Origin of the sequence: Sphingosinithalassobacter tenebrarum, from assembly GCF_011057975.1 — a bacterium.
Lineage (GTDB): Bacteria > Pseudomonadota > Alphaproteobacteria > Sphingomonadales > Sphingomonadaceae > Sphingomonas > Sphingomonas tenebrarum.
Window position 1 is genome coordinate 1,528,609 of record NZ_CP049109.1, and the last position, 23,759, is coordinate 1,552,367.

Genomic DNA, 23,759 nt, shown 5'->3' on the forward strand with positions numbered 1-23,759 from the left:
CAGTGGCTTATATTTCGCTTGGCTACACCGTTTGCCGAGCTTAGGGCAACAGCCCGAAACAGGATAATCCGGGCGGTCGGGAAGCATCGCCCGGTCGGTGCTTGCCACCGGAACAGGAGTGGGGAGGGGAGTATGGTTTCGCTGCGCCGCGTTCGCGACGGGCTGACGCGCCTTGGAGGCATCGCGCTGATCGCATCGGCCGCGCTGGCACTTGGCAGCTGCGGCGGGGCAAGCGCACCGCCCGAACCGACGGCGATGGGCGATGCCGACAATTGGCCCGTCTGGGGCCGCACCGACGGCGAGCAGCATTACAGCCCGCTCGACCAGATCGACACCAAGTCGGTCGATCGGCTGAAGCTCGCCTGGCATGTCGATCTCGACCCCGAAAACACGCTGACCGAGCCGGTCGCCGCCGACGGCAAGCTGTTCGTCACGACCGGCCATAGCCATATCCGCGCGTTCGACGCGACCAACGGCGAATTGCTGTGGGACTGGGATTCGAAGACGCGCGAACAGTCGGGCATCGAGCTGCGCATGGGCTGGGGGCCCAAGGGCATCGCCTACTGGAACAACCGCGTCTTCGTCGCGACGCAGGACGGGCGGATCGTCGCACTCGATGCCGAGAGCGGCAACCCGATCTGGACCAAGCGCGACTTCCCCGAAGGCGAGATGCGCTACATCAACGGCCCGCCGCGCATTTTCGACGGCAAGCTGATCATCGGTCATGGCGGCGCCGACGTCAGCGCGATCCGCGGCTATGCCTCCGCCTATGACGCGATGACCGGCGAGCGCGTGTGGCGTTTCTACACCGTCCCGGGCAGCCCGGAGGAGAATAAGGGCGATCCCGCGCAGGAAATGGCGGCGAAGACGTGGAATGGCGAATGGTGGAAGCTCGGCGGCGGCGGTACTGCGTGGAACGCCTTTACCTATGATCCCGAAACCGATCTGATCTATATCGGCGTCGGCAACGGCTTTCCCTATAACCAGGCGCTGCGCAGTCCGGGCGGCGGCGACAATCTCTTCCTTGCCTCGATCGTGGCGGTGAAGGCCGATACCGGCGAATATGTCTGGCACTATCAGGTCTGCCCCGGCGAGCAGTGGGACTGCACCGCGACGCAGGACATGACGCTCGCGACGCTCGAAATCGACGGTGAAGAGCGCAAGGTCATCATGCAGGCGCCGAAGAACGGCTTCTTCTATGTGCTCGACCGCGCGACCGGCGAATATATCTCGGCCGAAAAGATCGCCAAGGTGACCTGGGCCGAGCGGATCGACGAGAATGGCCGCCCGGTCGAAAATCCGGGCATCCGCTATCACGGCAAGCCGGGGATGTTCGAACTGTGGCCCGGGCTGCGCGGCGCGCATAGCTGGCTGCCGCAAAGCTACAGCCCGCGCACCGGGCTGGTCTATATTCCGGTGATCGAGGGAGGATCGCTGATCGGCGACGAAAATGTGCCGATGACGACGCCGACCGGGCTGGGCGATTTCAAGGTCAATGCCGTGCCCGATCCCGATCTGGAGGATGGCCGCGCCAGCTATCTCAAGGCATGGGATCCGGTGACGCAGACCGAGGCGTGGCGCGTCAAGCTGCCCGGCAACTGGCCGGGCGGGACGATGGCGACTGCGGGCGACCTGGTCTTCCAGGGGCGGATCGACGGCCAGTTCGTGGCCTATGACGCGAAGACCGGCGAGCAGCTCTGGAGCTTCGCCACCCAGTCGCCGGTGGTGGCGCCGCCGATCACCTATCGCGTGAACGGCAAGCAATATGTGACGGTGATCACCGGCAGCGGCGCATCGGGGGGCGGCATCCTTTCCACCGGTCTCGCCAATTACCGCACCGACTATCGCATGCCGCGCCGCATCCTCACCTTCGCGCTCGACGGCGAGGACAGCGTGCCCGACTTCGAACCGGCGCCGCTCGAGCCGGTCGCGGACCCGGACTATGCGCCTGACCCCGATCTCGCCGCGCAAGGCGCGGTTGCCTACGGGATGAAGGGCTGCATCGCCTGTCACGGCTGGAACGCTGTCGGCGGCGGCAGCGCGCCCGATCTACGCCAGTCGCCTTATATCACCGACGCCGATGCCTTTGCCGCGGTGGTGCAGGAGGGTGCGCTGCTGAGCAGCGGGATGCCGGGCTTTCCCGAGCTGACCGATGGCGAGGTTGCCGCGATCCGCCAGTTCCTGCGTGCCCGCGCGCAACAGATGCCGGCCGAGCTGGCCGCGGCGCGCGAAGCGGCGAAGGAGGAGGCAAGGAGGGGCAACGGCTCCTTCGCCGGCAGTTGGGACCTGTCGATCGACTCTCCGGTGGGCGAGCAGAAGGCGGTGGCAAATCTGAGTGTCGACGGCAATCGCATCACCGGGACTGTGGCGGCGTCGCAAGGATCGCTCGATGTCTCTGGCACCGTCGAAAACGGGCGAGCCAAGTTCTCGGGCAAGAGCAATGTGCCCTTCCCGATGACCATCGAATATGACCTGGTGGTCGATGGGGACAGCCTGTCGGGCAAATCGAAAAGCGGGCCCTTCGGCACTTTCCCGGTGTCAGGCACGCGCAAGGAAGAGGAATGAGGGTATGAGTTTCGAAGGCACCTGGGAAATCGTGATCAACGCGCCTGTCGGCAAGCAGACCGCGACGGCCGAATTCAGCGTGGCGGGCGATGCGTTGAAGGGGACGCTGTCGGCCTCGCAGGGTGCGATGGAAGTCGAGGGCACTGTCGATGGCGATCACGCCCGGTTCAAGGGCAAGTCCAAGATCCCGTTCCCGATGACGCTCGAATATGACGTGGCGCTCGACGAAACCGGCGACAGCTTCTCGGGCAAGTGCAAGAGCGGACCGTTCGGGACGTTTCCGATGACGGGAACGCGGCGCTAGGCGGCGTTGGCAGCCAAGTGTTTTCGTCACCCTGAGCTCGTTTGGCCTTTATCCCCTTCGGGACACGTAGGCGGAAATTCTGTCCTCCCCTTGGCGGGGGACGATGAAACCGGGCTTTACATATCCGAAGGGGATAAGTGCCAACTTGTTTCAGGGTCCACCGCGCCGCTGGCGAAGCCCGCGATTGTTGCACGGTGGATGCGGAGACGAGTCCAGCATGACGAGTTCACAGGCGATGTGAGCGCGACTTGCCGCCGGCTAGGCCACGATCCGCACCGGCACCGATTTCGACGCGGGCGTCTGCGCCAGCTTGTCGTGATGCGACAGCGGGATCAGCGGATTGAGCTCGGGATAATAGCCCGCGACGCAACCGCGCGGCAGATCGAACGGGGTGACGGCCAGCCCGCCGACTTCGCGGTGAATGCCGTCTTCCGCGTCGCTGACCAGGGACACCAGCTGCCCGGCGACCAGCCCGGCGGCCTCCATTTCGGCGGGGCTGATCAGCAGCACGTCGCGCGTACCCTCAATCCCGCGCAGCCGGTCCGAATAGCCATAGATCGTCGTGTTGAACTGATCGTTCGAACGGAGCGTCATCAGGCGATACCGGCCCGGCGCGTCGGCAAAGCCGCAGCTGTTCAGCCCTTCGGGCATCGTGATTTCCAGCTTGCCGCTGTCCGTTTTCCAGATCCGCTCGCGCGCGGCATTGCCCCGGAAAAAGCCGCCGGGCTGGTACATGCGCGTGTTGTAGTCGGCGAACATGTCGGGATAGGTCGCTTCGATCAGGTCGCGGACCTTGCCGTAGTCGGCGGTCCATTCGTCCCATTTGATTTCGTCCTTGGGCGGCAGCGTCGCCTTGGCGATACCGGCGATGATCGCGATTTCGGATTTGAGGAACGCGCTCGCGGGCTTCGCCTTGCCGATCGAGGCATGGATCTGGCTCATGCTGTCTTCCATCGAAACGACCTGCGGCCCGCCCGCCTGAACATCGGCTTCGGACCGGACGAGGCAGGGGAGCAGCCAGGCGCTCTTGCCGTTGATCAGGTGGCTGCGGTTGAGCCGGGTCGCGATCTGAACGGTCAGCGCCATGTTCTGCCACGCCGCTTCCATCCGTTCGGTTTCGGGGATGGCGCGCACGAAATTGCCGCCCAGGCCGATAAAGGCCTTCACCTTGCCCGAAATCATGCCTTCGCACGCTTCGACTGTCGCCAGCCCCGGTTGCGTCGGCGGATCGAAGTTGAAGATGCTCCGCAAGCGGTCGAGCGGCACCAGCTCGGGCTTTTCGGAAATGCCCACGGTGCGCTGGCCCTGCACGTTGCTGTGTCCGCGGACCGGCGACATGCCCGCGCCCTCGCGCCCGATATTGCCGCGCAGCGCGAGCAGATTGACGAACATGCCGATGGTTTCGAAGCCGCGGACATGCTGGGTAACGCCCATGCCATAGACGCCTATCACGCGATCGGCGTTGCAATAGACATCCGCCGCCTGTTTCAGATCGTGGCGCGACAGCCCGGTTTCGGCCTCGATATCTTCCCAGCTGGTGGCTTCCACCTTTGCGCGGAATGCCTCGAATCCCGTGCAATGTTCTTCGAGAAACGCTGTGTCGAGCAGTGCGCCGTCCTTCTCGGCGATCACATATTTGCAGATGCCCATCATTACGGCGATGTCGCTGCCGGGCCGTGGCTGAAAATAGAGTTCCGATATCCGCGTCTTGCCGCCGGCCAGCATTTCCATCGGGCTTTGCGGATTGCGGAATTCGATCAGCCCCTTTTCGCGGATCGGATTGAAGGTGACGATCCGGCAGCCGCGCTTTGCTGCCTGGCGCAGCGGATGGAGGAGACGCGGGCTGTTGGTCCCCGGATTTTGACCGAAGAAGAAGATCGCGTCGCATTTGGTGAAATCGTCGAGCGAGCACGTGCCGACCGCCGAGCCGGTGACTTTCTTAAGTCCCACCGACGTGGTTTCGTGGCACATGTTCGAGCTGTCGGCGAGATTGTTGTGGCCGTAGAGCCGGGCGAACAGCGCGTAGAGATAGCTGGTTTCGAGGCTGGCCCGCCCAGAGGCATAGAAGATCGTCGATTGCGGATCGAGCGCCTGCAACGCCTTGCCGATCTGCGCGAACGCCTCTTCCCAGCCGACGGGGACATATTTGTCGCTTGCGGCATCGTAGCGCATCGGGTGCGTCAGTCGCCCGGCCTGCTCCAGATCATGGTCGCTCCACTCACGCAGTTCGGTGACGCTGTGGTTGGCGAAGAATTCGGGCGTGCAGCGCCGGCTGGTCAGATCCCACAGAGTCGCCTTGGCGCCGTTTTCGCAGAATTCGACGATGTGCGTGTCGGCGGGGCGGGTCCAGGCGCAGGAGGTGCACATGACGCCGCCCGGCTTGTTCAATCGCCGCAGCGTGTCGAGCGCATCGGAGGAGGGGCGTTCCTGGCGCGCGATGCTGGCAATACCGCGCATCGACCCCCAGCCGCCGACCGGGCTGTCATAGCCGGCCGTCTCCCGTCGCTTATCCCGATCACGCACAACTGCACCTCATCTCGATATATAACCTGGATCAATCGCCGCAATTTCGCGGACTAGCGTGGGTTTCGGCGAGGCAAAGCGCGCCGGATTTGTCACGGCAGAGAAATATCTTTCGTTTTCGGTAAGATAGCCTGTTGCCTGAATGCGATTCACCGAATAGCTCTGCCGCCCGTGACAGAAGAACTGCAATCCAATGTCGACCGCGCGTCGGCTTTTCTGAAACTCATCTCGGGCCGCACGCGGCTCGTTCTTTTGTGTCTGCTGCGCGATGGCGAGCGTTCCGTAGGGGAACTCGCGGAATTGAGCGGCGTGCGCGATACCGCCGTCTCGCAACAGCTCGCATTGTTGCGGCGCGACGGGATTGTCGCCGCCCGGCGCGCGGGGCAGACAATCTATTATTCGCTGGTCAGCGAGGATGCGATCGCGACGCTGAACCTGCTCGACCGGCTCTTCGGCTGCCCTTAGGTCGCGGCGCTTCATTCCACTTGCGCCAGCAGGCGTTCGAAATCGTTGCGATGTACCAGCTCGGTCGCCGGTGTCAGCAGCGCGGCGGCGCCTGCCGCCATACCGTGGCGGAATGCCTCCTCGACCGGCAGGCCGTGGGCCAGCGCCAGCGTGATCGCGGCCACCATCGAATCGCCGGCGCCGACCGCGCTGAAGACTTCCACCTTCGGCGCGCGATAGCGGCGGCTCTCCTTCTCGGTTACGAGCATCGCTCCGTCAGCGCCCAGTGACAGCGCAACCGTGGTCGCGAAGCCGCGCGCGATCAATTCGCGGCAGCCGTCGATCCATGCCGTTTCATCCGGCAGTTCGCGGCCCAGCAGATCCTCCATCTCGCGCTGGCTGGGCTTGACCAGCCAGGCATCGCAACCCTCCGAGGCGGCCAGCGCCGCGCCCGAGGTATCGAGGATCATCCGTGCGCCGATGCGGCGGCACAGCGCCCCGATGATGCAATAGAAATTGTCGCTTACTCCTGCGGGCAGGCTGCCGCTTGCGACGATGTAGGCGGGTGGAGCGGGCTGGTTTTCCAGCGCCGCCACGATCGCCTGCCGCTCGGACGGTGTCAGTTCGGCACCGGGCAGTACGAAACGATACTGATCGCCGGTGGCCGCCTCGTCGACCGTGAAGCTCTCGCGTGTCGCGCCGGCGACGGGAACCGGCGCGATGGTCACTCCGATCGCGGTCAGCAGCTGCTTGAGCTTCTCGCCGGACGGGCCGCCCGCGGGGAACACCGCCGTGGCATCGCCGCCCAGCGCATGGATGACGCGCGCGACGTTGATTCCGCCGCCGCCCGGATCGAAGCGCGGGGTGGTACAACGCAGCTTGTGAGTCGGTCGTACGTGATCGGTCCCGGTCGTGACGTCGAGCGCGGGGTTCATGGTGAGCGTGACGATCGGCTGCATGGTGCAGGAGCTAAGGGGCGGTAGCCCGTGGGGTCAAGCGATCATCGCCTGCGCCGCTCGAGGAATGCGCGCGCCGCCTGTGCTACGATATCGAGCGGTCGGTTGGCACGCAGCCGCAGCCAGCTTCCCAGATCGCCCACCGATTTGCGCGATTGATCGCGCGCGACTGTGGGTCCGGCGTCGGAGGCGTCGCCGCTGCGCACCGAAACGCGCGCGATGCGTTCCTGTTCGGGTGCTTCCAGCCAGATGCCGTGAAAGGGCACGCGATCGCGCTCGGCAATCATCTGCGCGACCTCGCGTTCGCTGCGGCTGGAAAAGACCGCGTCGAGAATCACGCTGGAGCCGCAGCGCAGATGGTCCTCGGCCGATTCGAACAAGGCTTCGTAGGTGTGATCGGACGCGGCGGCGGTATAGCTTTCGGGGGGCAGCCGGGTTTCGGGCGACACGCCGGCCAGCCGCTTGCGGAACACGTCGCTGCGCAGCACCCGCGCGCCGGGCGCCCGGCCGATCCAGGCGCCGATCAGCCGCGCGACCGAGGATTTGCCGGTCCCGGAAAGGCCGCCCACGGCCACCAGCCGCGGTGCCGCGGGCGCGAGTAGATCGGCGGCGAGGCGACAATAGTCGCGTGCTTCGGCAATCTTTGTCTCTTCTCCGGTCGATCGCGCCGCGGCGGCGGCCACATGGCCGCGAATTGCCGCCCGGATCGACAGGAAAAGCGGCAGCAGGCTGTATCCGCCGGCTCCCTGCGGGCTGACGTCCAGATAGCGGTTGGCGACGATGTTCGCATCGATCCGCTGGCCGCGATGCCACAGGTCCATCAGCAGGAACGCCAGATCGTAGAGGACGTCGACCGTAGCGAGCTCGGCATCGAATTCGAGGCAATCGAACAGCACCGGCGCGCCATCGATCAGCGCGATGTTGCGCAGATGCAGGTCGCCATGTCCGTGCCGGATGCGTCCGGCGCGCGCCCGGGCATCGAGCCGGGCGGCACAGCGGTCCAGCTCCGCGCGCTGCAGCGTGTCGAGCGCCTGCGCCTGCTCGGCCGGAATGACATCCGCCACATCGGCGAAGCTGCGCCGGTTGCCGTCGAGGATCGCCGCGATGCGCGCCGCGCCATCACCGCCGGAATAGCGTTCGGCTTCGGCATGGAGCGCGACGATCCGATCGGCGAGCGCTGTCAGCAGCGGTGGTTCGAGTCCCTTGCGGGCGGCGATGTCGTCGAGCAGCGCATCATCGGGGAAGCGCCGCATTTCCAGCAGCCATTCGACCGGCTCGCCTTCGCCGCCCAGCGCCAGTGCGCCGTCGGAGCCGCGTGTGACCGGGGCCATGCCGAGATAGAGCTCCGGCGCGGTACGGCGGTTGAGCCGCAATTCGGCTTCCAGTGCCTCGCGGCGGCGATCGCGCGTTGAGAAATCCAGATAGGCGTAGTGCGCTGCGCGCTTCATCTTCCACGCGCGATCGCGCGTCAGCAGCACATGCGCGCCGTGCGTATCGATGCGGCGTTCGACCGGGCCCAGCGGTTCGCCGCCTTCCAGAAAGGCAAGCAGTTCCGCCTGCGGATCGGCATGTTCCTGCGCCTTCGGCGCTGCCATCGAACGCTCCATCTCCCCGGACGAGCCGACACGCCCGTACCGGGGCCGATATTCACCTCGCGCGCTGCTATTTCAACTGTCGGGTGGTGCCGGCGGCTCCTGTCCGCGAAGCGGCAGTTGCGACAGCGATATCCAGGGATCGGGAACACGCGCCTTTTGTGCACCATAGCGGGTAAGGCAGTTCATGAAGCCCTTGTCGAACATCACCCCTCCGCCGGGTTTGACGCAGCCCGCTTCCTCCCATCCGTCCGCCGTGACCAGCAGCAGCGGCCCGCGTGGATGCTCGATCCGCAGCGCCGAGATCGATCCGACCTCGAGCTGGTTGACGACGATGCTTTCGGCGCGCAGCGCGGCGGAAAGCGGGCCGGGCTGGTTGCTGATGGCGGGATCGGGCTCGACCGTAGTGGGTCCGTTGCGAACGACATAGATGGGCAGCCGTGCGTCGCGATCGACCCAGACGCGGTTGTAGAGCGCATCGAGGATCGCGCGTCTTTCGGTCACCAGCGCCGCGGTATGCGCCACCGAGGCTTCGAATACGGAGGAGCGCACGCCGCCGTCATAATAGGCGACGCCGTTGATCCGCACCTGCTGGAAGAAAACCGGCATCGCCGCCGATGCCAGCGCCGCGCCGGTCAGGCAGGTGCGTGCCTCGCGCCGGGGCAGCTGCGCCAGATCGACTGCGTCGACATATTGGAACCGCCCGTTCTCGGCGTTGACGAAACCGATCAGCACCGTCTTGCGGCCCTTCAGTGCGCGCAGCCCGTCGAGCATGCAATCGCGCGAGGGATCGTCGATCCGGTCGTCCGGGCATAGCGCGTTTTCGAGCCGCCTTCGCAACGGCTCCAGCCCGGCGAGCGATCCCCGGAACGCGGCCTGCCAGGCAGGGTTGCGATCGACCACGTCGCTTTCGCGCACCGGATCATAGGCCGCGAGCAGGCCGTCAAAGGCCTCGGTCGTCGCCACCGAGATGAACAGCGATTGCAATCCGCCGGTGCTGACTCCGGTGATCACGGTGAATTCGGGCAAGTCGCTGCGCAGCCGCAATTCGTTGAGGTAGCCCGCGCCGAAAGCCCCCCATTGCCCGCCGCCGCTCAGCAGCAGCAGGATGGGAGTCGGCGTCGGCGCTTCGGGATGGGCGGGGTCATAATCGGACGGCAGCGTGTTTTCGACGCGCTTGGTCAGCTCCGCCTGTTCGGGGGCCGGCGCGGTCTGCTCGGCGCCCAGCCCGTGAATTTCGCGTTCGAGCTGCGAATAGGGCAGGTCGCGGCGCATCGTTTCGAAGCTCGGGCAATCGATATCGAGCGCGCCGCGTGCACAGCCGCTCAAGGTGACGAGCATCAGAAGCCCGAGAAATATCGGTCGCATGACTTCCCCCCAAGGTTGCGGTGCCGGGCCGGCCCATGTGCCGGCGTCACCGAGCCGGGCGAGCGTCTGACGGCTCGCCTCGTTGCGATGCTTCCCTGAACCCGGGCATAGCCGTTTCGCTACCGTATCGCCAGTCGAAGCGCCCCCGAAACGGTTGTCAGCTCTCGATCGCCGTCAGGATATCGGCGACGATCCGCGCCGTTGGCCGCATCGCGCCGTCCTGGCTTGCCTGAACCACCGACCAGCGGCCGAGCAGGCCGTCACGCGCGATCGCTTCGTAATTGGCGCGTACCCGCTGCTGCAGCGCGACGTCTTCCTCGTGCACGTCATAGCTGCGATCGGTGTAGCTGCGCTGCGCCTTTTTCAGGATCAGCTCACGGGCCAGATCCCAGGGCGTGTCGAGATAGACGTTTAGCGCGGGCGCGGGCAGGGCGAATTGCCCGGTTTCGAGTTCGAGGATCCACGCCATCAGCGCGCGCGCCTCTTCAGGCGGGACCTTGGCCCCCTGATAGGCCATGTTCGACGCGACATAGCGATCGAGCACGACGACATCATTGGTGTCGAGCGCGGCGGTGAGCCGGTCGCGCCACTCGAGCCGGTCGAGCGCATAGAGTACCGCAGCCGCGTTCACGCTCATCGGTACGTCGAGTTCGTCGGCCAGGAACCGGCCGATCGTCACGCCCGCAACGGTTTCGCCATAGCGGGGAAAGGAAATCAGTTCGGCGCTGCGTCCCTGCGCGATCAGCGCTTCGCGCAGGGCATTGGCGGTGGTGTTCTTGCCGACACCGTCCGCGCCTTCGATCGCGACGAGCAAACCCATAACTGCGCAGCCTTTCCCTGATGATCGCCAGCGGCCGCTCTAGCATGCTCGCGGGGTGAGTCACGCGGGGGCGTTCACCCCTTGGCGGCGAAAAGACGGGGGGCAGGAATGCGCGTGGCCGGGATGGGGTCGGCCGAAGCGCGATGCGCCTGCGGCAGCCGCGGCGCGTGGCGCGCCAATGCTGCGCGCGCATGCTCGAGCGCCGAGCGCGCGTCGCCGGGCCGGCCGAACAGATAGCCCTGCGCCAACGGGCAACCCAGCGCCTCCAGCGCTGCAGCCTGGCGCGCATCCTCGACGCCTTCGGCCGTCACGGTCAGCTTCAGTCCCTCGCTCAGCCGCAGGATTGATGCGATGATCGCGCGGTTCTCCTGCGTTTCGATGTTCTCGACAAAGCTGCGATCGATCTTGACGCGATTGAACTGCAGTTCGCGCAGATGCTTGAGGCCCGAATATCCGGTGCCGAAATCGTCGAGCGCGATCTGGACGCCGGCATTGCGCAGCGACGTCAGGATCGCGCGCGCCGCTTCGAAATCGCCGACCAGCCGGCTTTCGGTGATCTCGACGATCAGCCGTTGCGCGGGAAAGCCGGTTTCGCACAGTGTGCGCAAGATGCGTTCGGGAAGCCAGCTGTCGGTCAGCTGCAGCGGGGAGATGTTGACCGAGAGAGTCAGTTCGGCCGGCCACTCGCGCGCTTCGCGGCACGCCGCGCTCAGGATGGCGTAGCTCAGATCTTGGATCAGCCCGACATCCTCTGCGATCGGAATGAAGACATCCGGCGAAACGAATCCGCGCGTCGGGTGGCGCCAGCGCGCCAGACATTCGAAACCGTGCAGCTTACCCGACCGGAGCGAAACAATCGGCTGGAAATAGGGGATGAATTCCCCCCGCTGAATGCCCGCTCGCATATCGATTTCGAGCGCGGCGCGGTCATTCATCGCCGCATCCATTTCCGGTTCGAAGAAAGCGAACTTGCCCGGCCCGCTGCGCATCGAACGCTCGCCGGCGAACGCGGCCGCGCGCAGCAAACGTTCCCCGTCCGCCGGGCAGCTGGGCGTGCCGGCGATTCCGATCGAGGCGGTGAGCTGCACCACTCCGTTACGGAACTGAATGGGCCGGGAAATCTCGCGCAGCAGGTCATGCGCCAGCTGCTCGATCGTGTTGGTATCCGAGCGATGCGTGAGGACACATGCGAATTCGTCACCGCTGATCCGCGCGGCGAACGCGCGGTTCTCGCACAGCTGTTCCAGCCGGCTACCGATCGTCTTCAACGCATGATCGCCGCATGCGTGGCCGTGCAGGTCGTTTATGGGCCGGAACCTGTCCAGATCGATCCAGAGGACCGAAGTCCGTTCATCAGGTCCGGCTTGGGCGATGGTTTTGGCGATCGCGTCGAGCATCGAGCCGCGATTGGGCAGCCCGGAGATCGAATCGAACCGGATCAGCCGTGCGACGCTTTCCTCCGCGCGTGCGCGCAACTCCAGTTCCTGCTTGAGCCGTCGGGTTCGCCGCACCAGCAGCAGGAGATAGATGAGTGCCGTCGCCATCATCGTGGCGAAGAGCGCGTCGACGAGGTGCCAGCCATAATGGGTGGGCACGATGCTCTCGGAGCCGGCAAGGAGATGCGGGGCGAAGGTAGCGAAAAGAAGAATCGGCACCGGAACGACAAGCATGAGCTTGTTCTGATGTCGCGCCGCCCAGTTCCCGATCCTGCCCATAGCCCCCACGCCCGGAATTCCTTTCCATCCTCTATCTAGATGGAAAGCCGGTCCCGCGTCAGTTTGGACTTATGCGGAGCGCTATTGAAAGGTTGCGCTAACCACTGGGGCAAGCCGAGCGGGATCGCAGTCGTCGAGTGCGATCTCGTAATCGGGGTTCAGCGAGAAGCCGGTCATCCCGCCATCCCGGTTCGATTCCACCGCGAGCAGCCGCCAGCCAGCCTCCTCGCGCAACAGGACGATGCCGCCCGGCGCGGGAGAGCGGGCCGGATCGGCGACCAGCAGCGTGTGGACCGGCAACCCCGGACCCAGCACCGCGCGGGTCGTCCGCACGGCAAAGGCATCGGGGCCGACCGCGGTGGGCGTACTCGCGCGCTCCGACGTCCTCTCGGGAGCGATCAGTCCGCCGGGCAGATTACCCGAATAGACCGGAATTCCCGCGACGGCGGCGGCCGGCGGAGCGGCGGCAGGCGGCGGCGCAGGGCGTGGTGGCGCCGTGCGATCGGGCCGGGTGCCCCCCAGGGCGCTGCCGTCGGTCACTGCTTCGCGCAGTTGCGCGATGCGTTCGCGGCTGCGTGCAAGCCGTTCCTCGGAACTGGATACGTCGGCAAGGAAATCGTCCAGCTCGCCACGTTCATAACGATCGACAACCCGTGCGCGCAGTGCGGCTTCGTCCCGCACGCCGAAGAGCGAATAGAGCGCTTGGCGCACCGCCGCGTTCCAGCGCGGGAATGTCTTCTGCGCATTTTCCAGTCGCGACAGATTGACCGGCGGCAGTCCGTGATCGCGTTCGATCGCCGCGATGGTGAGTGCCGCGTCCTGCGAGCGCAGCGCGCGCACTGCGGCGCCGAGCAGCACCGCGAAGCGTTCCTCGGCAAGATCGACGTCGCTGCTGTCGCGAAACGGCTCGGCCCAGCGTGCGATGTCGAAATCGGGTGCGCCGATATCAATCAGCAATTCGACCGGGGCAACGCCGAGCGCCGCACCGATCGCGCGCAATTCCTCCGCTCGCGCGATGACTTCGCCGCGCTCGATCTTGGACAGGCGGATATAGGGAATATCGGGAATCGATGCCGAAAGCGGCAGCAACTTGGGATAGCCGCGTGAGCGGCGCAGTTCGCGCATGCGATTGGGAAATACGACCGCGCGATACAAATCGATGGGAATATGTGCCGCCGTGACAATGGCGGCGCCATTGTCGCCACTGGCCGCGCTGCTCTTCATGTCGCCCTTCGCCTCCAATCCCTAATCTATCTTGGAGCGAATTGGTGAACAAGCGGTTCTTTGCGCGCTTCCTTAATGGATGAGCGAAGACGTGCGTCGGCAGGTCAGCAGCGCGGCGGGCCCGGTTCCGGCAACCGGCCGGATTTCGCGCAACGCGAAGCGGCAGCCGGCCATTTCGCCGAACCAGCCGGGGGCGAATGGGTCGGGACGTTCGGGAGCGAAGGCGACGCCCGTGCCGTCGGTGATGATGCCCAGTGTCGCCGGAGCCGCCTCTGGCGGCCAGCGGCCGGCAAGCCAGTCGATCAGGGCGGCGGAGCTGCGCTGGAGCGCGCCTTCGCCGCTGCCGACCGGGCTGAAATCCTCTCGCGATGCATCGATCCGGGCGACAAGTTCGAACCGGTCGCTCCACCAGCCCAGGCGCAGCGTTTCGCCGGCGCGGGCGGCTCCCAACAGCAGGCGCGGATCGGGTGCAAGCAGTGTCGCGGCGCTGCCGGCGACGCGCCGGGCGAGCACCGACAGGCGGCGATTGTGGCGGAAATGCCCCGCTGCTTCGAAGGCATCGGCGGCGGGCGTGACTAGGCGAACCGGCACTGGTTGGGATCCCTCGGGCTTCTCTTGTTCTCATTATAGGAGAGTGGCGCGCCGCCGTCCGGCGCCGCGCCTCGGGGGATCAGTGACGCGTGGCAGCGGCCGGCGCGGCGAAGAGTTCGGAGAAGCCTGCTTCAAGGCCGGCATGCATCGCTGCCTCGGCCGGAAGCGCGGCGGGGTCGATCGCCACTACGCGGGTCAGGCGGTTATGCGCGTTGTCGGCGTTCGGCAGGAGCGGCGCGGCCGACTGCTTTTCGGCGGCGCGGCGCGGTTTGGGACGCGCCGGCGCAGCGGTCTTGTATTCGGCCATAACGGCAAAGCGCGGGTCGGTCGCGGCTAGCTCGGCCATTGCCTTGGTTGCGCGCTTGGTGATCTGGCGCACGCGTTCCTTGGTCACGCCGGTATCGTTGGCGAGATCGTCGAGCGTTGCGGCTTCGAACACGCGGCGCGCGACGATTTCGCGGTCGCGTTCGAGCTTGGCTTCGAGCTTTTCCAGCTCCTCGGGGTCGATCCCGTGCGTCGCGAGGCGAAGGCGCGGGCCGTCATTCTGAACGCGTTCGCGGCGCTTGGGACGCGGGCGGCGGCGCAGCTGCTCCATGCCAACCTTGCGCAGGTGGTCGACATAGGCGTCGACCAGCGCGTCGATGGCGTTGTCGGCCAGGAAATCGGAAGCACCGGCTTCGGTGCGTTCTTCGGCGAACTCGTCTTCGATCAGCGTTTCGGGCGACATTTCCTCGCCGTCGGCGCTGGTGGCCAGCGCGTTGAGCGAAACGGTGGTGGCCTCGACCTTCTTCGCCGAGGGGCGCTGGTCGGTCATAAGGCGGAAGCGCAGGCTCTGCAGTTCGCCGCGAAGCTGCCAGTTGATGAAGGTCGTGAACTGGGCCTTGGAAGGGTCATAGGCCTGAATCGCACGGTGCACTGCGATCGCGCAGCACTGCTCGGCATCCTCCCAATGGGCGGTCAGGCCGTACTGACGGATGAAATGGCGGATGCGCGGTGCGATCAGCTTGAGGATATCGGCATAGGCGCGGTCCACATTGGCGCGCTGGCGCCGGGTCTGCTCGCCGTCCTTCGGCATGTTTTCCAGAACCGAAGCGACTGCGGCTTCAAGAGCGATCGTGACTTTGGACATCCTCTGTCCCCCTGCTTGTTGTCAGCGGCCCCCTGGCTGCCGTTCACAAGCAGGAAATTGCACCGGCGCTCCTAAAAGAATCTTAACCGATCCTATATGTAGTCCTACATATAAGTAATCGCCTCAGGCCGCACGCAGTTGCGCGAGGAAGGCCTGCACCGCCTGCGAAAGCGTATCCGCCTGGCCGGCAAGGTGCGAAGCGGAGCCGGACACCTCGCGCGCCGCCCCGACATTGGTTTCGGAGGAATGGCTGACGCGAACGATATTCTCGGAAACCTCGTGAGCGGCCTGCGCGGTCTGCTGAACGTTGCGACTGATATCGGCAGTGGCGGCGTTTTGCTGATCCACTGCATTGGCGATGGTCGCGGCGATTTCGGCCACTTCGTTAACAGTTCCCGAAATCGATTCGATGGCGGCCACAGCCTCGCGCGTCGATTGCTGCAGTTCGCGGACATGGTTCTCGATTTCGCCAGTAGCCGCCGCGGTTTTGTCGGCGAGATATTTCACTTCGACCGCGACGACGTCGAATGCCTTTCCGGCCTCGCCCGCCCGCGCGGCCTCGATCGAGGCGTTGAGCGCGAGCATGTTGGTCTTGCCCGCGATCTGGCCGATCAGCGTGACGATCGCGCCGATCCGCTCGGCGCCCTCGGACAGCGCGCGAACGATCCTGTCGGTTTCCCGAGCATTCGCAGCGGCGCGTTTGGAAGTGGCCGAGGAATTGGTCACCTGCTCGCGGATCATGTTGATCGAAGCCGAAAGCTGCTCGGCCGAAGCCGCCGCGGTCTGTAGTCCGGCGCTGGCCTGTTCTGCCGCCGCCGCCACGGTTCCGGCGCGCGTATTGGAATCTGCCGTATTGTCCGAAACGGTGCGCGCGGATGCTTCGAGCTGGCTCGCGGCCGAAGCGATCTGCCCGGTGACGACGCCGACCTTGGCTTCGAACGCGCTGGCGAGTGCTTCCAGCTTCCGTCCATATTCGAGTTCATTTTCCTCGAGATAGACCGAGGTCGCCAGTTCCATGTCGATCAGCGCGGCCTGGTTGAGCGCCGCGATCAGTCGCGTACATTTGCGCGAATTGCCGCCGAAACGGCGCGTGCAGCGTTCGCCGACACGCTCGAACATCTCGGCGAGAATGAAGGAATAGCCCCCGATATACCAGCGCGGGTCCAGCCCGATGCGGCTGTGCATGCGGCCGATCCGGCGCACCGATTCGACATAGGCAGCATCGAATCTGCCCGAAAAGAGCTGGAGCCAGTGCGTTTCCTGTGCCTTTGCCGCGCGCCGGCTGGCTTCCGCGCTGTCGAACATCGCCTGCAGGCTGGGCCATTCGGCGACATTGGCATAGAATTTCTGTAGCAGCCCAGGAAGCTCTTCGCGGACCATCGGCAGTGCTTCTGCCAGGATGGCGCGGCGATCTTCGCCAAGTCCGACAAACCGAAGCCGGTCCGCGATTTCGGATTCAATCGACATGCACTGTAACTCCAGACCAGGAACACGGTCATTCAAACCTAAATCAAATTATAGGATGATATACGGAGTTGCGTGCGGGTCCGTAGCTGTACGGAGATGGTTTACGCGGCGTTCATGCCGTGAAGCGGTCGGGCTGGACGCGCTGGGCGATATAGCCGAGCAACCACTGGCGATGCGCCTGTACCGCGCCGCCGGCATCGGCGATCCGCGCCTGCGCCGCGGCCGAGCCAACCTGAGCGGTCAGCAGCGTGCGCGCACGATCGCTTCCGATCGCATTGCCCAGGAATTTGCGTGCATCGCCCAGGCCCAGATGATGTGAGAGATAGGCTGCCTTGGCGACCGTTTCGGAATCGAGCCGAACGCGAAAGCCGTCCGACTCAAGCCGGTCGAGATTGATGCGCGCGAAATCCGCGACGGTGCGGATCGAGGCCTCGGGATCATAGCGAAGCTGCAACAGCTCGGCGCGCGCCTCGGGCCGCACGCGGCCGCTGGCGTCCAGCCAGCCGCGCTGCGCGGCGACATCGTTGAGCCAGTTCCCCTTGGTCTGCGCCATGTCCTGCCAGGTTCCGCTGAGGAACTGGCCGAGCCCGGCGGCACTCGAACGCGGATTGCGCGAAAGTGGATTCCAGCTGCCGTCCGCGTGGCGGGCGGATTCGGCGTCGACGATCGCGGCGATGGCAGGGGCGGGAACGCCGGTGGCCGCAGAGGCCGCCGAGATGGCACCGGCATAACGCTGGTTCGGCCCCAGATCGAGCGTCGCATCGCTCTGCGGCGCGATCGCGCGTGCCGTGTCGATCGTGGCGGTGCCGAGCTCGCCCACGCGATTCGGCGTGGGTGCGACTGCGCCGCCGGCGGCATCATCATGCTCGCAGCAACAGCAATGCTGCCGGCCGGGAACGGCGGCCGCCCCTGTCGTCGCTGTGCCGCCGCCCATCAGCTGCATCAGCGTTTCGACGGGAAAGCCGCTGCCGCCACTGCCCAGTCCATTGGGATCGCTGTTCCTGCCCTTGCCTTCGGTATCGCCCAGCGCGGCGCGCCACAGCCGGTTCGACATTTCCGACTGAGCGGTACGAAAGATGATCTCCGCCCGGCGCGCGGGCGGCAGCGAAGCAAGCGTTTCGGGACCGATCATTGCATCCCCCTCCGTTCGCGGCCGCGTGCGGCCAGGAACCGGGCAGTGCCGAAATCATCGGCCTGCGCCTGTTCGACGGCGGCATGTTCGCGGTCGATTTCCTCGCGGCGCCGGTTGACCGCTTCCTCGATGGCACGCATCGTGCCGTAACTTTCCGCCGCCCGGACACGCAGCGCGGTCAAACGGTCGCCCGCTTCCTGGGCATTGCGCGCCAGCCGCGCCCGTTCGGCACGCGCGCGCGCCGCCCAGGCATCGGTCGGCATCCAGATTTCGGTGGCGGCCGCGGCGGCCGCGCGTTCGCGCCGTTCCGATTCAAGATGAGCGCGCTGGGCATCGCTCAGCCCGTCGACGCGCTCGATCTCCACGGTGATTGAAACGCGCAACGCATCGAGTTCGCGCTGCTGGATGCGCAATGCGGTGTTGAGAGCCTTCATTCCACTGCCTCCTCGACCGGAGCGGGCGCGACGACGGCACCCAGCTGCGCGAAGGATTCGATCGAATTGCCGCGATCGCCCTTGCCCTGATTGAGCATCGCCTCGATCCGCGGCGCGAGATCGACGGCGCGATCGACTTCGGGATTGGACCCGCGCTTGTACGCGCCCAGCCGCACCATTTCCTCCATATCGGCATAGGTGGACAACAGGTTGCGCGCGGCGATACGCGCGTCGTTCTGATCCGCGTCGAGGCAGTGGGGCAGCGTGCGCGACACCGATTTGAGCAAGTCGATCGCCGGATAGCGACCGCGTTCGGCAATCGCGCGGCGCATCACGACATGGCCGTCGAGGATACCGCGCACCGCGTCGGCGACGGGCTCGTTATGATCGTCGCCATCGACCAGTACCGTGAACAGTCCGGTGATGCTGCCCTGACCCGGCAGGCCGGGGCCTGCGCGTTCGAGCAGGCGCGGCAGTTCGGCGAAGACTGTCGGCGGATAGCCCTTGGTCGCGGGCGGCTCGCCGCTGGCGAGGCCGATCTCGCGCTGCGCCATCGCGAAGCGCGTCACCGAATCCATCAGGCACAGCACATTGAGCCCCTGGTCGCGGAAATGTTCGGCGACCGCCAGCGTGGTCCATGCCGCCTGGCGGCGCATCAGCGCGGGCTCGTCCGAAGTCGCGACAACGACGACGCTGCGCGCCATGCCTTCCTCGCCGAGATCGTCCTCGACGAATTCCTGCACTTCACGGCCACGTTCGCCGATCAGTCCGATCACCGCGACATCGCAGCGGGTCCAGCGGGCGAGCATCGAAAGCAAAACGGACTTGCCCACGCCCGAACCGGCGAACAGGCCCAGGCGCTGGCCCAGGCAAAGCGGCGCGAACATGTCGAGCGCGCGCACGCCGGTTTCGATGCGGCCGCCGACACGGGCACGGGCGGCGGCGGGCGGGGGCGGGGCCTTGATCGGGTGCGGATCGCCGCCGAGCGGAAGGTTGCCCTTGCCGTCGATCGGGCGGCCCAGGCCGTCGATCATCCTGCCGAGCCAGCCGCTCGAAGGGCGCAGGCTGAGCTGACCCGCGGTGAGATCGGCGCGCGCGCCGAGCCCCACGCCCTGCGGATCGGCGAAGGGCATGCACAGCGCCAGATCCCGGTCGAGCGCCGTCACTTCGGTTTCGACGCTGCCGTCATTGCTGGCGATCGCGACGCGGCTTCCGATCTGTGTCGCGCCGGCCAGCCCTTCGACTTCGATCAGCGCGCCGCGCACGGCGACGACGCGGCCGAACCGATGGTCGGGCGTCTGGGCGCGGATCGCACGGGCTGCGCTGGCGAGAGTCTGCATCGGACGTGCCTTCAGGCCGCCTTGATGGCGTCGCCGGTTTCGGAGCTGTCCGAGCCGGTCTGTTCGATCGCGATCAGTTCGCGCGCCGAAGCCAGTGCGCGATAATAATCATTGCGCGCCAGGTGATTGGCGAAGCGGACACAGGCGGCCTGCGCGGCGGGCTGCTGCATCTGCTTCAGCACCAGCTGCAGATCGGACAGGATCCGGTCGTTATGCGCGTCGCGCTGTTCCAGATCGACATAGGCCATCATGCACGTGAAATAGAGGCTGCGCGCGGGCGTGGTGGCGTCCTCGGGCTGCATCACTTCGCTGCCGCGCAGAATCGATACACGGTTTTCGATCAGCAGCTTGGTGCGACCGATGGCGCGCACAACGGCGCCGTTGATGATTGCCTTTTCCCCGTCCCGCAGCGTTATCCGAAGCATGGGCCGTCCTTTTCCAACTGGGTTCGGGATAATTATAGGAAAGCGTATCCGCAGAGGGGGCGGCAACCGGCAAATTTTGCCTAGATCATCGGGACGCCCAGTATTTCCCCTTATAAAATCGGATGAATCGACCGAATTGGCCGTTTTGAGCATTCGCCAGAAAATTTCGCAATATGCCGCTTTCGCATGGCAACATCCTATAATGTGCGGGAAGGGCTCGTGTGAGCCGTCATCCGGGGAGAAGCAGAGTTGAGTCTCTATTCCGCACTATATGCCGGCGTGTCCGGCCTTGGCGCGCATGCGAATGCGATGGCCGCAGTCGCTGACAATATCACCAATATCAACACCGTGGGCTATAAGGGCACCGACGCGCAGTTCCGCTCGATGGTGACTGACGGCCACAGCAAGAGCTCCTATTCGGCCGGCGGCGTTTCCGTCGCGCCGATCGCCACGGTTTCGAAACAGGGCCTGTTGCAGGCGTCGTCGAGCAGCACCGACATCGCGATCGACGGCGCGGGCTTTTTCGTCACGCGCAACGCGCCCGATGCCGGCGGCGACGTCGAATTCACCCGCGCGGGTTCGTTCCGGCCGGACAATGAGGGCTTTCTGCGCAACGCCGCGGGGCTGTACCTCTATGGCTGGCGCCTCGACGCGCAGGGGAGCTACACCAACACCGGCAATCTGAGCACGCTCGAACCGGTGCGGATCAGCGACCTGACGGGCACTGCCCAGCCGTCGACCAAGTTGCAGATGCGCGCGAACCTGAGCTCGGAACAGGCGGCCTTTACCGGCGCCTATGCCGCGGGCGACATGGCTTCGGGCGCCGTGGCGCCGCATTTCTCGCGCTCGTTCGACGTCTATGATTCACAAGGTTCCACGCACCGCGTGACCATGTCGTACCTCAAGACGGGACCGAACGCCTGGGAGACGGAAGTCTATGCCGAACCGGCGAGCGACGTGACGGCGGCGGGCGGCCTGCTCACCAGCGGCTCGATCGCGTTCAACCCGGACGGCAGCCTCGATCTGGCCGGCAGCTCGCCGGCGCCGTTCGCCGATCTGAACATCAACTGGACCAACGGCGCGGCCTCCGTGCCGATCAGCTTCGAGCTGGGCGCCGATGGCGGTATCAACGGACTGACTCAGTTCGGCACCGAATCGGCGATGATCTCGTCGACGATCGATGGCGGCCTGCTGGGCAATCTCTCGACGATCGAGATCAGCGACGAAGGCATCGTCAACGCCATCTTCGACGATGGGTCGACGCGTGCCGTGTTCCAGCTGCCCATCGCGACCTTCCAGAACCCGGACGGTCTGACGCGGCTTTCGGGCAATGCCTATGGCATCAGCCAGTCATCGGGCGGTTTTGCACTGAACGCGCCGGGCTCGCTCGGCGCGGGGGCGATCTCGTCCAACGCGCTCGAATCCTCGAACGTCGATCTGGCGGGCGAATTCACCAACATGATCCGCTTCCAGCGCGCCTATAGCGCGTCGTCCAAGATCATCACGACCGTGGACGACATGCTGCGCGAAGTCAGCGACCTCAAGCGCTAATCACCTTGCCGTTACCGGGCCGGATCGCTGATCCGGCCCGGACCGGCGATCGGGCGGGGATCGGAATATCATGATCAACGAGATCCTCAGCAGCGCGGTATCCGGGCTGGCTGCGTCGCAGGCGGGACTGCGTTCGGTCTCGAACAATATCGCGAACGTCAACGTTGCCGGCTATGCCCGCGAAAAGACCAACCTTTCCACACAGGTGGTCGGCGGCCGGGTGAACGGTGTGGCGATCGGCGAACCGAGCCGCGTCGCGGACCAGTTTCTCGAAGCAACTGTTTATCGTCGCTCCGGCGATTATGGCCGCGCCGAAGTGAAGTCCGAATATCTGGACCGTCTCCAGGAAATGCTCGGCGAACCTGGCAGCGAAGTAGGCCTGCCCGCGCGGCTCGATGCGATTGCGGCATCCGCCGTCGCGATGACCGGCGCGATGGGCACCGAGCAGACCGCCGCCGAATTCACTGCCAATGTCGAGGATGCGCTGTCCTCGATGCAGCGGCTGACCGACGATGTCGATGATCTGCGCGGCGACGTGGAAAGCGAGGTCGGCTATACCGTCGACCGCATCAACAGCCTGTTGGTGCGCGTCCACGATCTCAACACCACGGTTTCGCAGCTTACCGGTCTCGGCCGCAGCACCGGAGGTCCCGCTGACCAGCGCATGAACGCGCTCGAGGAACTGAGCCAGCTCGTTTCGATCAATGTCCGCGAGCAGCCTGACGGGCGCGTGACGGTCGATGCGGCCAACGGCGCGACGCTGGTCGACAGGAAGCTGCGCCAGCTTTCCTATACCGGTGGCGGCGGGGATGTCAGCCAGCCCAGCTACCCGCCGATCGAAATCCGATTTGCCGATGCCGCCGGCAATCTCGGCGCGGCGACCGGCGAAAAGCTGGACAGTTCCGTCGTCGGAGGCAAGCTGGGTGGTCTGATCGACCTTCGCGATCGCGCGCTGCCCGATTTCAACGAGCAGGTGGGGGTGCTGTTCCGCGGCATGGCTGAAGCGATCAACACGGTCTCCAATGCGAACACCACCGTTCCGGCACCCAACGCGCTGGAGGGACGTCAGACCGGTCTCGACGGCATTGATCGCATGGGATTCACGGGCACTGCGATTTTCGCGGTCACTGGCCAGAACGGCAAGATGGTTGCCCGGACCGACATTGATTTTTCCGCGATGCCGGTCTCTTCCACGATCAAGGATGTCGTGGGTTGGATCAACAGCGGCCTGGGAGGTCAGGCGACCGCGAGTTTCGTCGACGGAAAGCTCACCATCGCCGCCACCGACAGCCGCAATGGCGTGGTGGTCGCCCAGGACACCGCCAATCCCAGCGAACGCGCGGGTGTCGGCTTCTCGCACTTCTTCGGCCTCAACGATCTGATCCGCAGCGAGACCAGTTCGCTGGTTCCGCCCGGATTCGACATTTCCGCCGACCGGCATGGTTTCGCTCCCGGCCAGACGGCGTCATTCGTGCTTCGCGACACCAATGGTCGCGAACTGGCCAGCCATACCCTGACGATGGCCGACAACGCCTTCACCGATATCCTCGACGATCTGAACAGCAGCCCGCTGAGCCAATTCGGCAGCTTTTCCTTCGATGATCGCGGTCGCATGACGTTCGATCCGGTGGCCTCGGCCGCCGGGGCCTCGATTTCCATCCCGGTCGATTCGACCGATCGTTGGGGGACCGGGCGTACTTTTTCCTCGCTGGTGGGTCTCACCGGGCGATCCAGCGGATTGAGTACCGCGACGGTCCGTTCCGATATCCTTGCAAATGCGTTGAAGCTGCCCCTGTCGCGACTGCAGCCGGACGCCGTGGTCGGTGAGATCGCACTGGGTGCGGGCGACACCCGCGGCGCCAACGGCTTTGTCGAAGGGCTCGATCAGCAGATCGATTTCGGCAAGGACGGGACCGCGACACTGCAACGATTCTCCAGCCTGTTGCTGGGAAAGGCCGGCCTGCAGGCGTCGCAGGCGGAGGATTCGCTCGCCGATGCCTCCGCGCGTCGCGCTGACGCGACCAACCGCCGCGATGCCTATTCCGGCGTCAATATCGACGAGGAACTGGCGCAGATGGTGGTGCTGCAAAATAGCTATGCCGCTTCGGCGCGCGTGATGAGCACCGCCAGCGAAATGTATGACACGCTGATCGCGATGGTCGGCTGATCGGGGATGATG

General features: G+C 65.4%; 19 protein-coding genes. 4 read left to right on the plus strand and 15 right to left on the minus strand.

Features of this window, described 5'->3' with window-relative positions; all coding sequences use genetic code 11:
* The first annotated feature begins 132 nt into the window (after positions 1 to 132).
* Positions 133 to 2,565: a PQQ-dependent dehydrogenase, methanol/ethanol family gene (locus tag G5C33_RS07525; RefSeq protein ID WP_165326653.1), complete on the plus strand. Its 2,433-nt coding sequence runs from the start codon at positions 133 to 135 to the stop codon at positions 2,563 to 2,565.
* Positions 2,566 to 2,569: 4 nt separating this feature from the next.
* A complete protein-coding gene (locus G5C33_RS07530; RefSeq protein WP_165326654.1) occupies positions 2,570 to 2,869 on the plus strand; it encodes a hypothetical protein in 300 nt (99 codons plus the stop codon).
* A 258-nt stretch (positions 2,870 to 3,127) separates the two neighbouring features.
* Here the strand turns inward: G5C33_RS07530 and G5C33_RS07535 are convergent, their stop codons facing one another.
* The 15 genes from G5C33_RS07535 to G5C33_RS07605 all read right to left on the minus strand — a co-directional run bounded on the left by G5C33_RS07535 (position 3,128) and on the right by G5C33_RS07605 (position 20,029).
* Complete coding sequence (locus G5C33_RS07535; protein WP_165328750.1) at positions 3,128 to 5,326, minus strand: FdhF/YdeP family oxidoreductase; 2,199 nt, start codon at positions 5,324 to 5,326, stop codon at positions 3,128 to 3,130.
* A 75-nt stretch (positions 5,327 to 5,401) separates the two neighbouring features.
* Positions 5,402 to 5,872 (minus strand): hypothetical protein, encoded by a 471-nt coding sequence (locus G5C33_RS19555; protein ID WP_456114995.1) that lies wholly within the window; start codon positions 5,870 to 5,872, stop codon positions 5,402 to 5,404.
* The gene (locus tag G5C33_RS07545; protein WP_165326655.1) at positions 5,869 to 6,795 is read right to left on the minus strand and encodes a 1-phosphofructokinase family hexose kinase; all 927 of its coding nucleotides are present in this window, start codon (positions 6,793 to 6,795) and stop codon (positions 5,869 to 5,871) included. The genes G5C33_RS19555 and G5C33_RS07545 overlap by 4 nt, the downstream gene beginning before the upstream one ends.
* A gap of 41 nt (positions 6,796 to 6,836) precedes the next feature.
* Positions 6,837 to 8,387 carry a bifunctional aminoglycoside phosphotransferase/ATP-binding protein gene (locus G5C33_RS07550; protein WP_165326656.1) on the minus strand — a complete coding sequence of 517 codons (1,551 nt, stop codon included), beginning with the start codon at positions 8,385 to 8,387 and terminating at the stop codon, positions 6,837 to 6,839.
* Positions 8,388 to 8,459: 72 nt separating this feature from the next.
* Entirely contained in the window at positions 8,460 to 9,752 is a 1,293-nt protein-coding gene (locus tag G5C33_RS07555; RefSeq protein WP_165326657.1) for a patatin-like phospholipase family protein, read from the minus strand.
* A gap of 157 nt (positions 9,753 to 9,909) precedes the next feature.
* The gene (locus G5C33_RS07560) at positions 9,910 to 10,572 is read right to left on the minus strand and encodes a dTMP kinase (RefSeq protein ID WP_165326658.1); all 663 of its coding nucleotides are present in this window, start codon (positions 10,570 to 10,572) and stop codon (positions 9,910 to 9,912) included.
* 74 nt (positions 10,573 to 10,646) lie between these two features.
* Complete coding sequence (locus G5C33_RS07565) at positions 10,647 to 12,227, minus strand: putative bifunctional diguanylate cyclase/phosphodiesterase (protein ID WP_206518649.1); 1,581 nt, start codon at positions 12,225 to 12,227, stop codon at positions 10,647 to 10,649.
* A 141-nt stretch (positions 12,228 to 12,368) separates the two neighbouring features.
* Positions 12,369 to 13,511, minus strand: a complete 1,143-nt coding sequence (locus tag G5C33_RS07570; RefSeq protein ID WP_228275230.1) for a helix-turn-helix domain-containing protein — start codon at positions 13,509 to 13,511, stop codon at positions 12,369 to 12,371.
* A 72-nt stretch (positions 13,512 to 13,583) separates the two neighbouring features.
* Entirely contained in the window at positions 13,584 to 14,102 is a 519-nt protein-coding gene (locus tag G5C33_RS07575; protein WP_165326660.1) for a hypothetical protein, read from the minus strand.
* 79 nt (positions 14,103 to 14,181) lie between these two features.
* Positions 14,182 to 15,231, minus strand: a complete 1,050-nt coding sequence (locus G5C33_RS07580; protein WP_165326661.1) for a sigma factor-like helix-turn-helix DNA-binding protein — start codon at positions 15,229 to 15,231, stop codon at positions 14,182 to 14,184.
* 123 nt (positions 15,232 to 15,354) lie between these two features.
* Positions 15,355 to 16,698: a globin-coupled sensor protein gene (locus G5C33_RS07585; RefSeq protein ID WP_165326662.1), complete on the minus strand. Its 1,344-nt coding sequence runs from the start codon at positions 16,696 to 16,698 to the stop codon at positions 15,355 to 15,357.
* A 112-nt stretch (positions 16,699 to 16,810) separates the two neighbouring features.
* The gene (locus tag G5C33_RS07590) at positions 16,811 to 17,830 is read right to left on the minus strand and encodes a lytic transglycosylase domain-containing protein (RefSeq protein ID WP_165326663.1); all 1,020 of its coding nucleotides are present in this window, start codon (positions 17,828 to 17,830) and stop codon (positions 16,811 to 16,813) included.
* Positions 17,827 to 18,264, minus strand: a complete 438-nt coding sequence (locus G5C33_RS07595; RefSeq protein WP_165326664.1) for a hypothetical protein — start codon at positions 18,262 to 18,264, stop codon at positions 17,827 to 17,829. The genes G5C33_RS07590 and G5C33_RS07595 overlap by 4 nt, the downstream gene beginning before the upstream one ends.
* Positions 18,261 to 19,604: a flagellar protein export ATPase FliI gene (gene fliI, locus G5C33_RS07600; protein ID WP_165326665.1), complete on the minus strand. Its 1,344-nt coding sequence runs from the start codon at positions 19,602 to 19,604 to the stop codon at positions 18,261 to 18,263. Before fliI ends, G5C33_RS07595 begins: the two co-directional genes overlap by 4 nt.
* 11 nt (positions 19,605 to 19,615) lie before the next feature.
* Positions 19,616 to 20,029: a flagellar biosynthesis repressor FlbT gene (locus G5C33_RS07605; protein WP_165326666.1), complete on the minus strand. Its 414-nt coding sequence runs from the start codon at positions 20,027 to 20,029 to the stop codon at positions 19,616 to 19,618.
* 249 nt (positions 20,030 to 20,278) lie between these two features.
* Here G5C33_RS07605 and G5C33_RS07610 point away from each other — a divergent pair, with 249 nt between their 5' ends.
* Together G5C33_RS07610 and G5C33_RS07615 are read left to right on the plus strand one after the other, a co-directional pair.
* Complete coding sequence (locus G5C33_RS07610) at positions 20,279 to 21,580, plus strand: flagellar hook protein FlgE (protein WP_165326667.1); 1,302 nt, start codon at positions 20,279 to 20,281, stop codon at positions 21,578 to 21,580.
* A gap of 70 nt (positions 21,581 to 21,650) precedes the next feature.
* Positions 21,651 to 23,747: a flagellar hook-associated protein FlgK gene (locus G5C33_RS07615; RefSeq protein ID WP_228275231.1), complete on the plus strand. Its 2,097-nt coding sequence runs from the start codon at positions 21,651 to 21,653 to the stop codon at positions 23,745 to 23,747.
* Positions 23,748 to 23,759 lie beyond the last annotated feature (12 nt).

Excerpts from the sequence above, each read along its gene's own strand:
- G5C33_RS07525 (WP_165326653.1), top strand. The coding sequence starts at position 133 with ATGGTTTCGCTGCGCCGCGTTCGCGACGGGCTGACGCGCCTTGGAGGC.
- G5C33_RS07530 (WP_165326654.1), top strand. The coding sequence starts at position 2,570 with ATGAGTTTCGAAGGCACCTGGGAAATCGTGATCAACGCGCCTGTCGGC.
- G5C33_RS07535 (WP_165328750.1), bottom strand. The coding sequence starts at position 5,326 with ATGCGCGGTATTGCCAGCATCGCGCGCCAGGAACGCCCCTCCTCCGAT.
- G5C33_RS19555 (WP_456114995.1), bottom strand. The coding sequence starts at position 5,872 with ATGAAGCGCCGCGACCTAAGGGCAGCCGAAGAGCCGGTCGAGCAGGTT.
- G5C33_RS07545 (WP_165326655.1), bottom strand. The coding sequence starts at position 6,795 with ATGCAGCCGATCGTCACGCTCACCATGAACCCCGCGCTCGACGTCACG.
- G5C33_RS07550 (WP_165326656.1), bottom strand. The coding sequence starts at position 8,387 with ATGGCAGCGCCGAAGGCGCAGGAACATGCCGATCCGCAGGCGGAACTG.
- G5C33_RS07555 (WP_165326657.1), bottom strand. The coding sequence starts at position 9,752 with ATGCGACCGATATTTCTCGGGCTTCTGATGCTCGTCACCTTGAGCGGC.
- G5C33_RS07560 (WP_165326658.1), bottom strand. The coding sequence starts at position 10,572 with ATGGGTTTGCTCGTCGCGATCGAAGGCGCGGACGGTGTCGGCAAGAAC.
- G5C33_RS07570 (WP_228275230.1), bottom strand. The coding sequence starts at position 13,511 with ATGAAGAGCAGCGCGGCCAGTGGCGACAATGGCGCCGCCATTGTCACG.
- G5C33_RS07580 (WP_165326661.1), bottom strand. The coding sequence starts at position 15,231 with ATGTCCAAAGTCACGATCGCTCTTGAAGCCGCAGTCGCTTCGGTTCTG.
- G5C33_RS07585 (WP_165326662.1), bottom strand. The coding sequence starts at position 16,698 with ATGTCGATTGAATCCGAAATCGCGGACCGGCTTCGGTTTGTCGGACTT.
- G5C33_RS07590 (WP_165326663.1), bottom strand. The coding sequence starts at position 17,830 with ATGATCGGTCCCGAAACGCTTGCTTCGCTGCCGCCCGCGCGCCGGGCG.
- G5C33_RS07595 (WP_165326664.1), bottom strand. The coding sequence starts at position 18,264 with ATGAAGGCTCTCAACACCGCATTGCGCATCCAGCAGCGCGAACTCGAT.
- fliI (WP_165326665.1), bottom strand. The coding sequence starts at position 19,604 with ATGCAGACTCTCGCCAGCGCAGCCCGTGCGATCCGCGCCCAGACGCCC.
- G5C33_RS07605 (WP_165326666.1), bottom strand. The coding sequence starts at position 20,029 with ATGCTTCGGATAACGCTGCGGGACGGGGAAAAGGCAATCATCAACGGC.
- G5C33_RS07615 (WP_228275231.1), top strand. The coding sequence starts at position 21,651 with ATGATCAACGAGATCCTCAGCAGCGCGGTATCCGGGCTGGCTGCGTCG.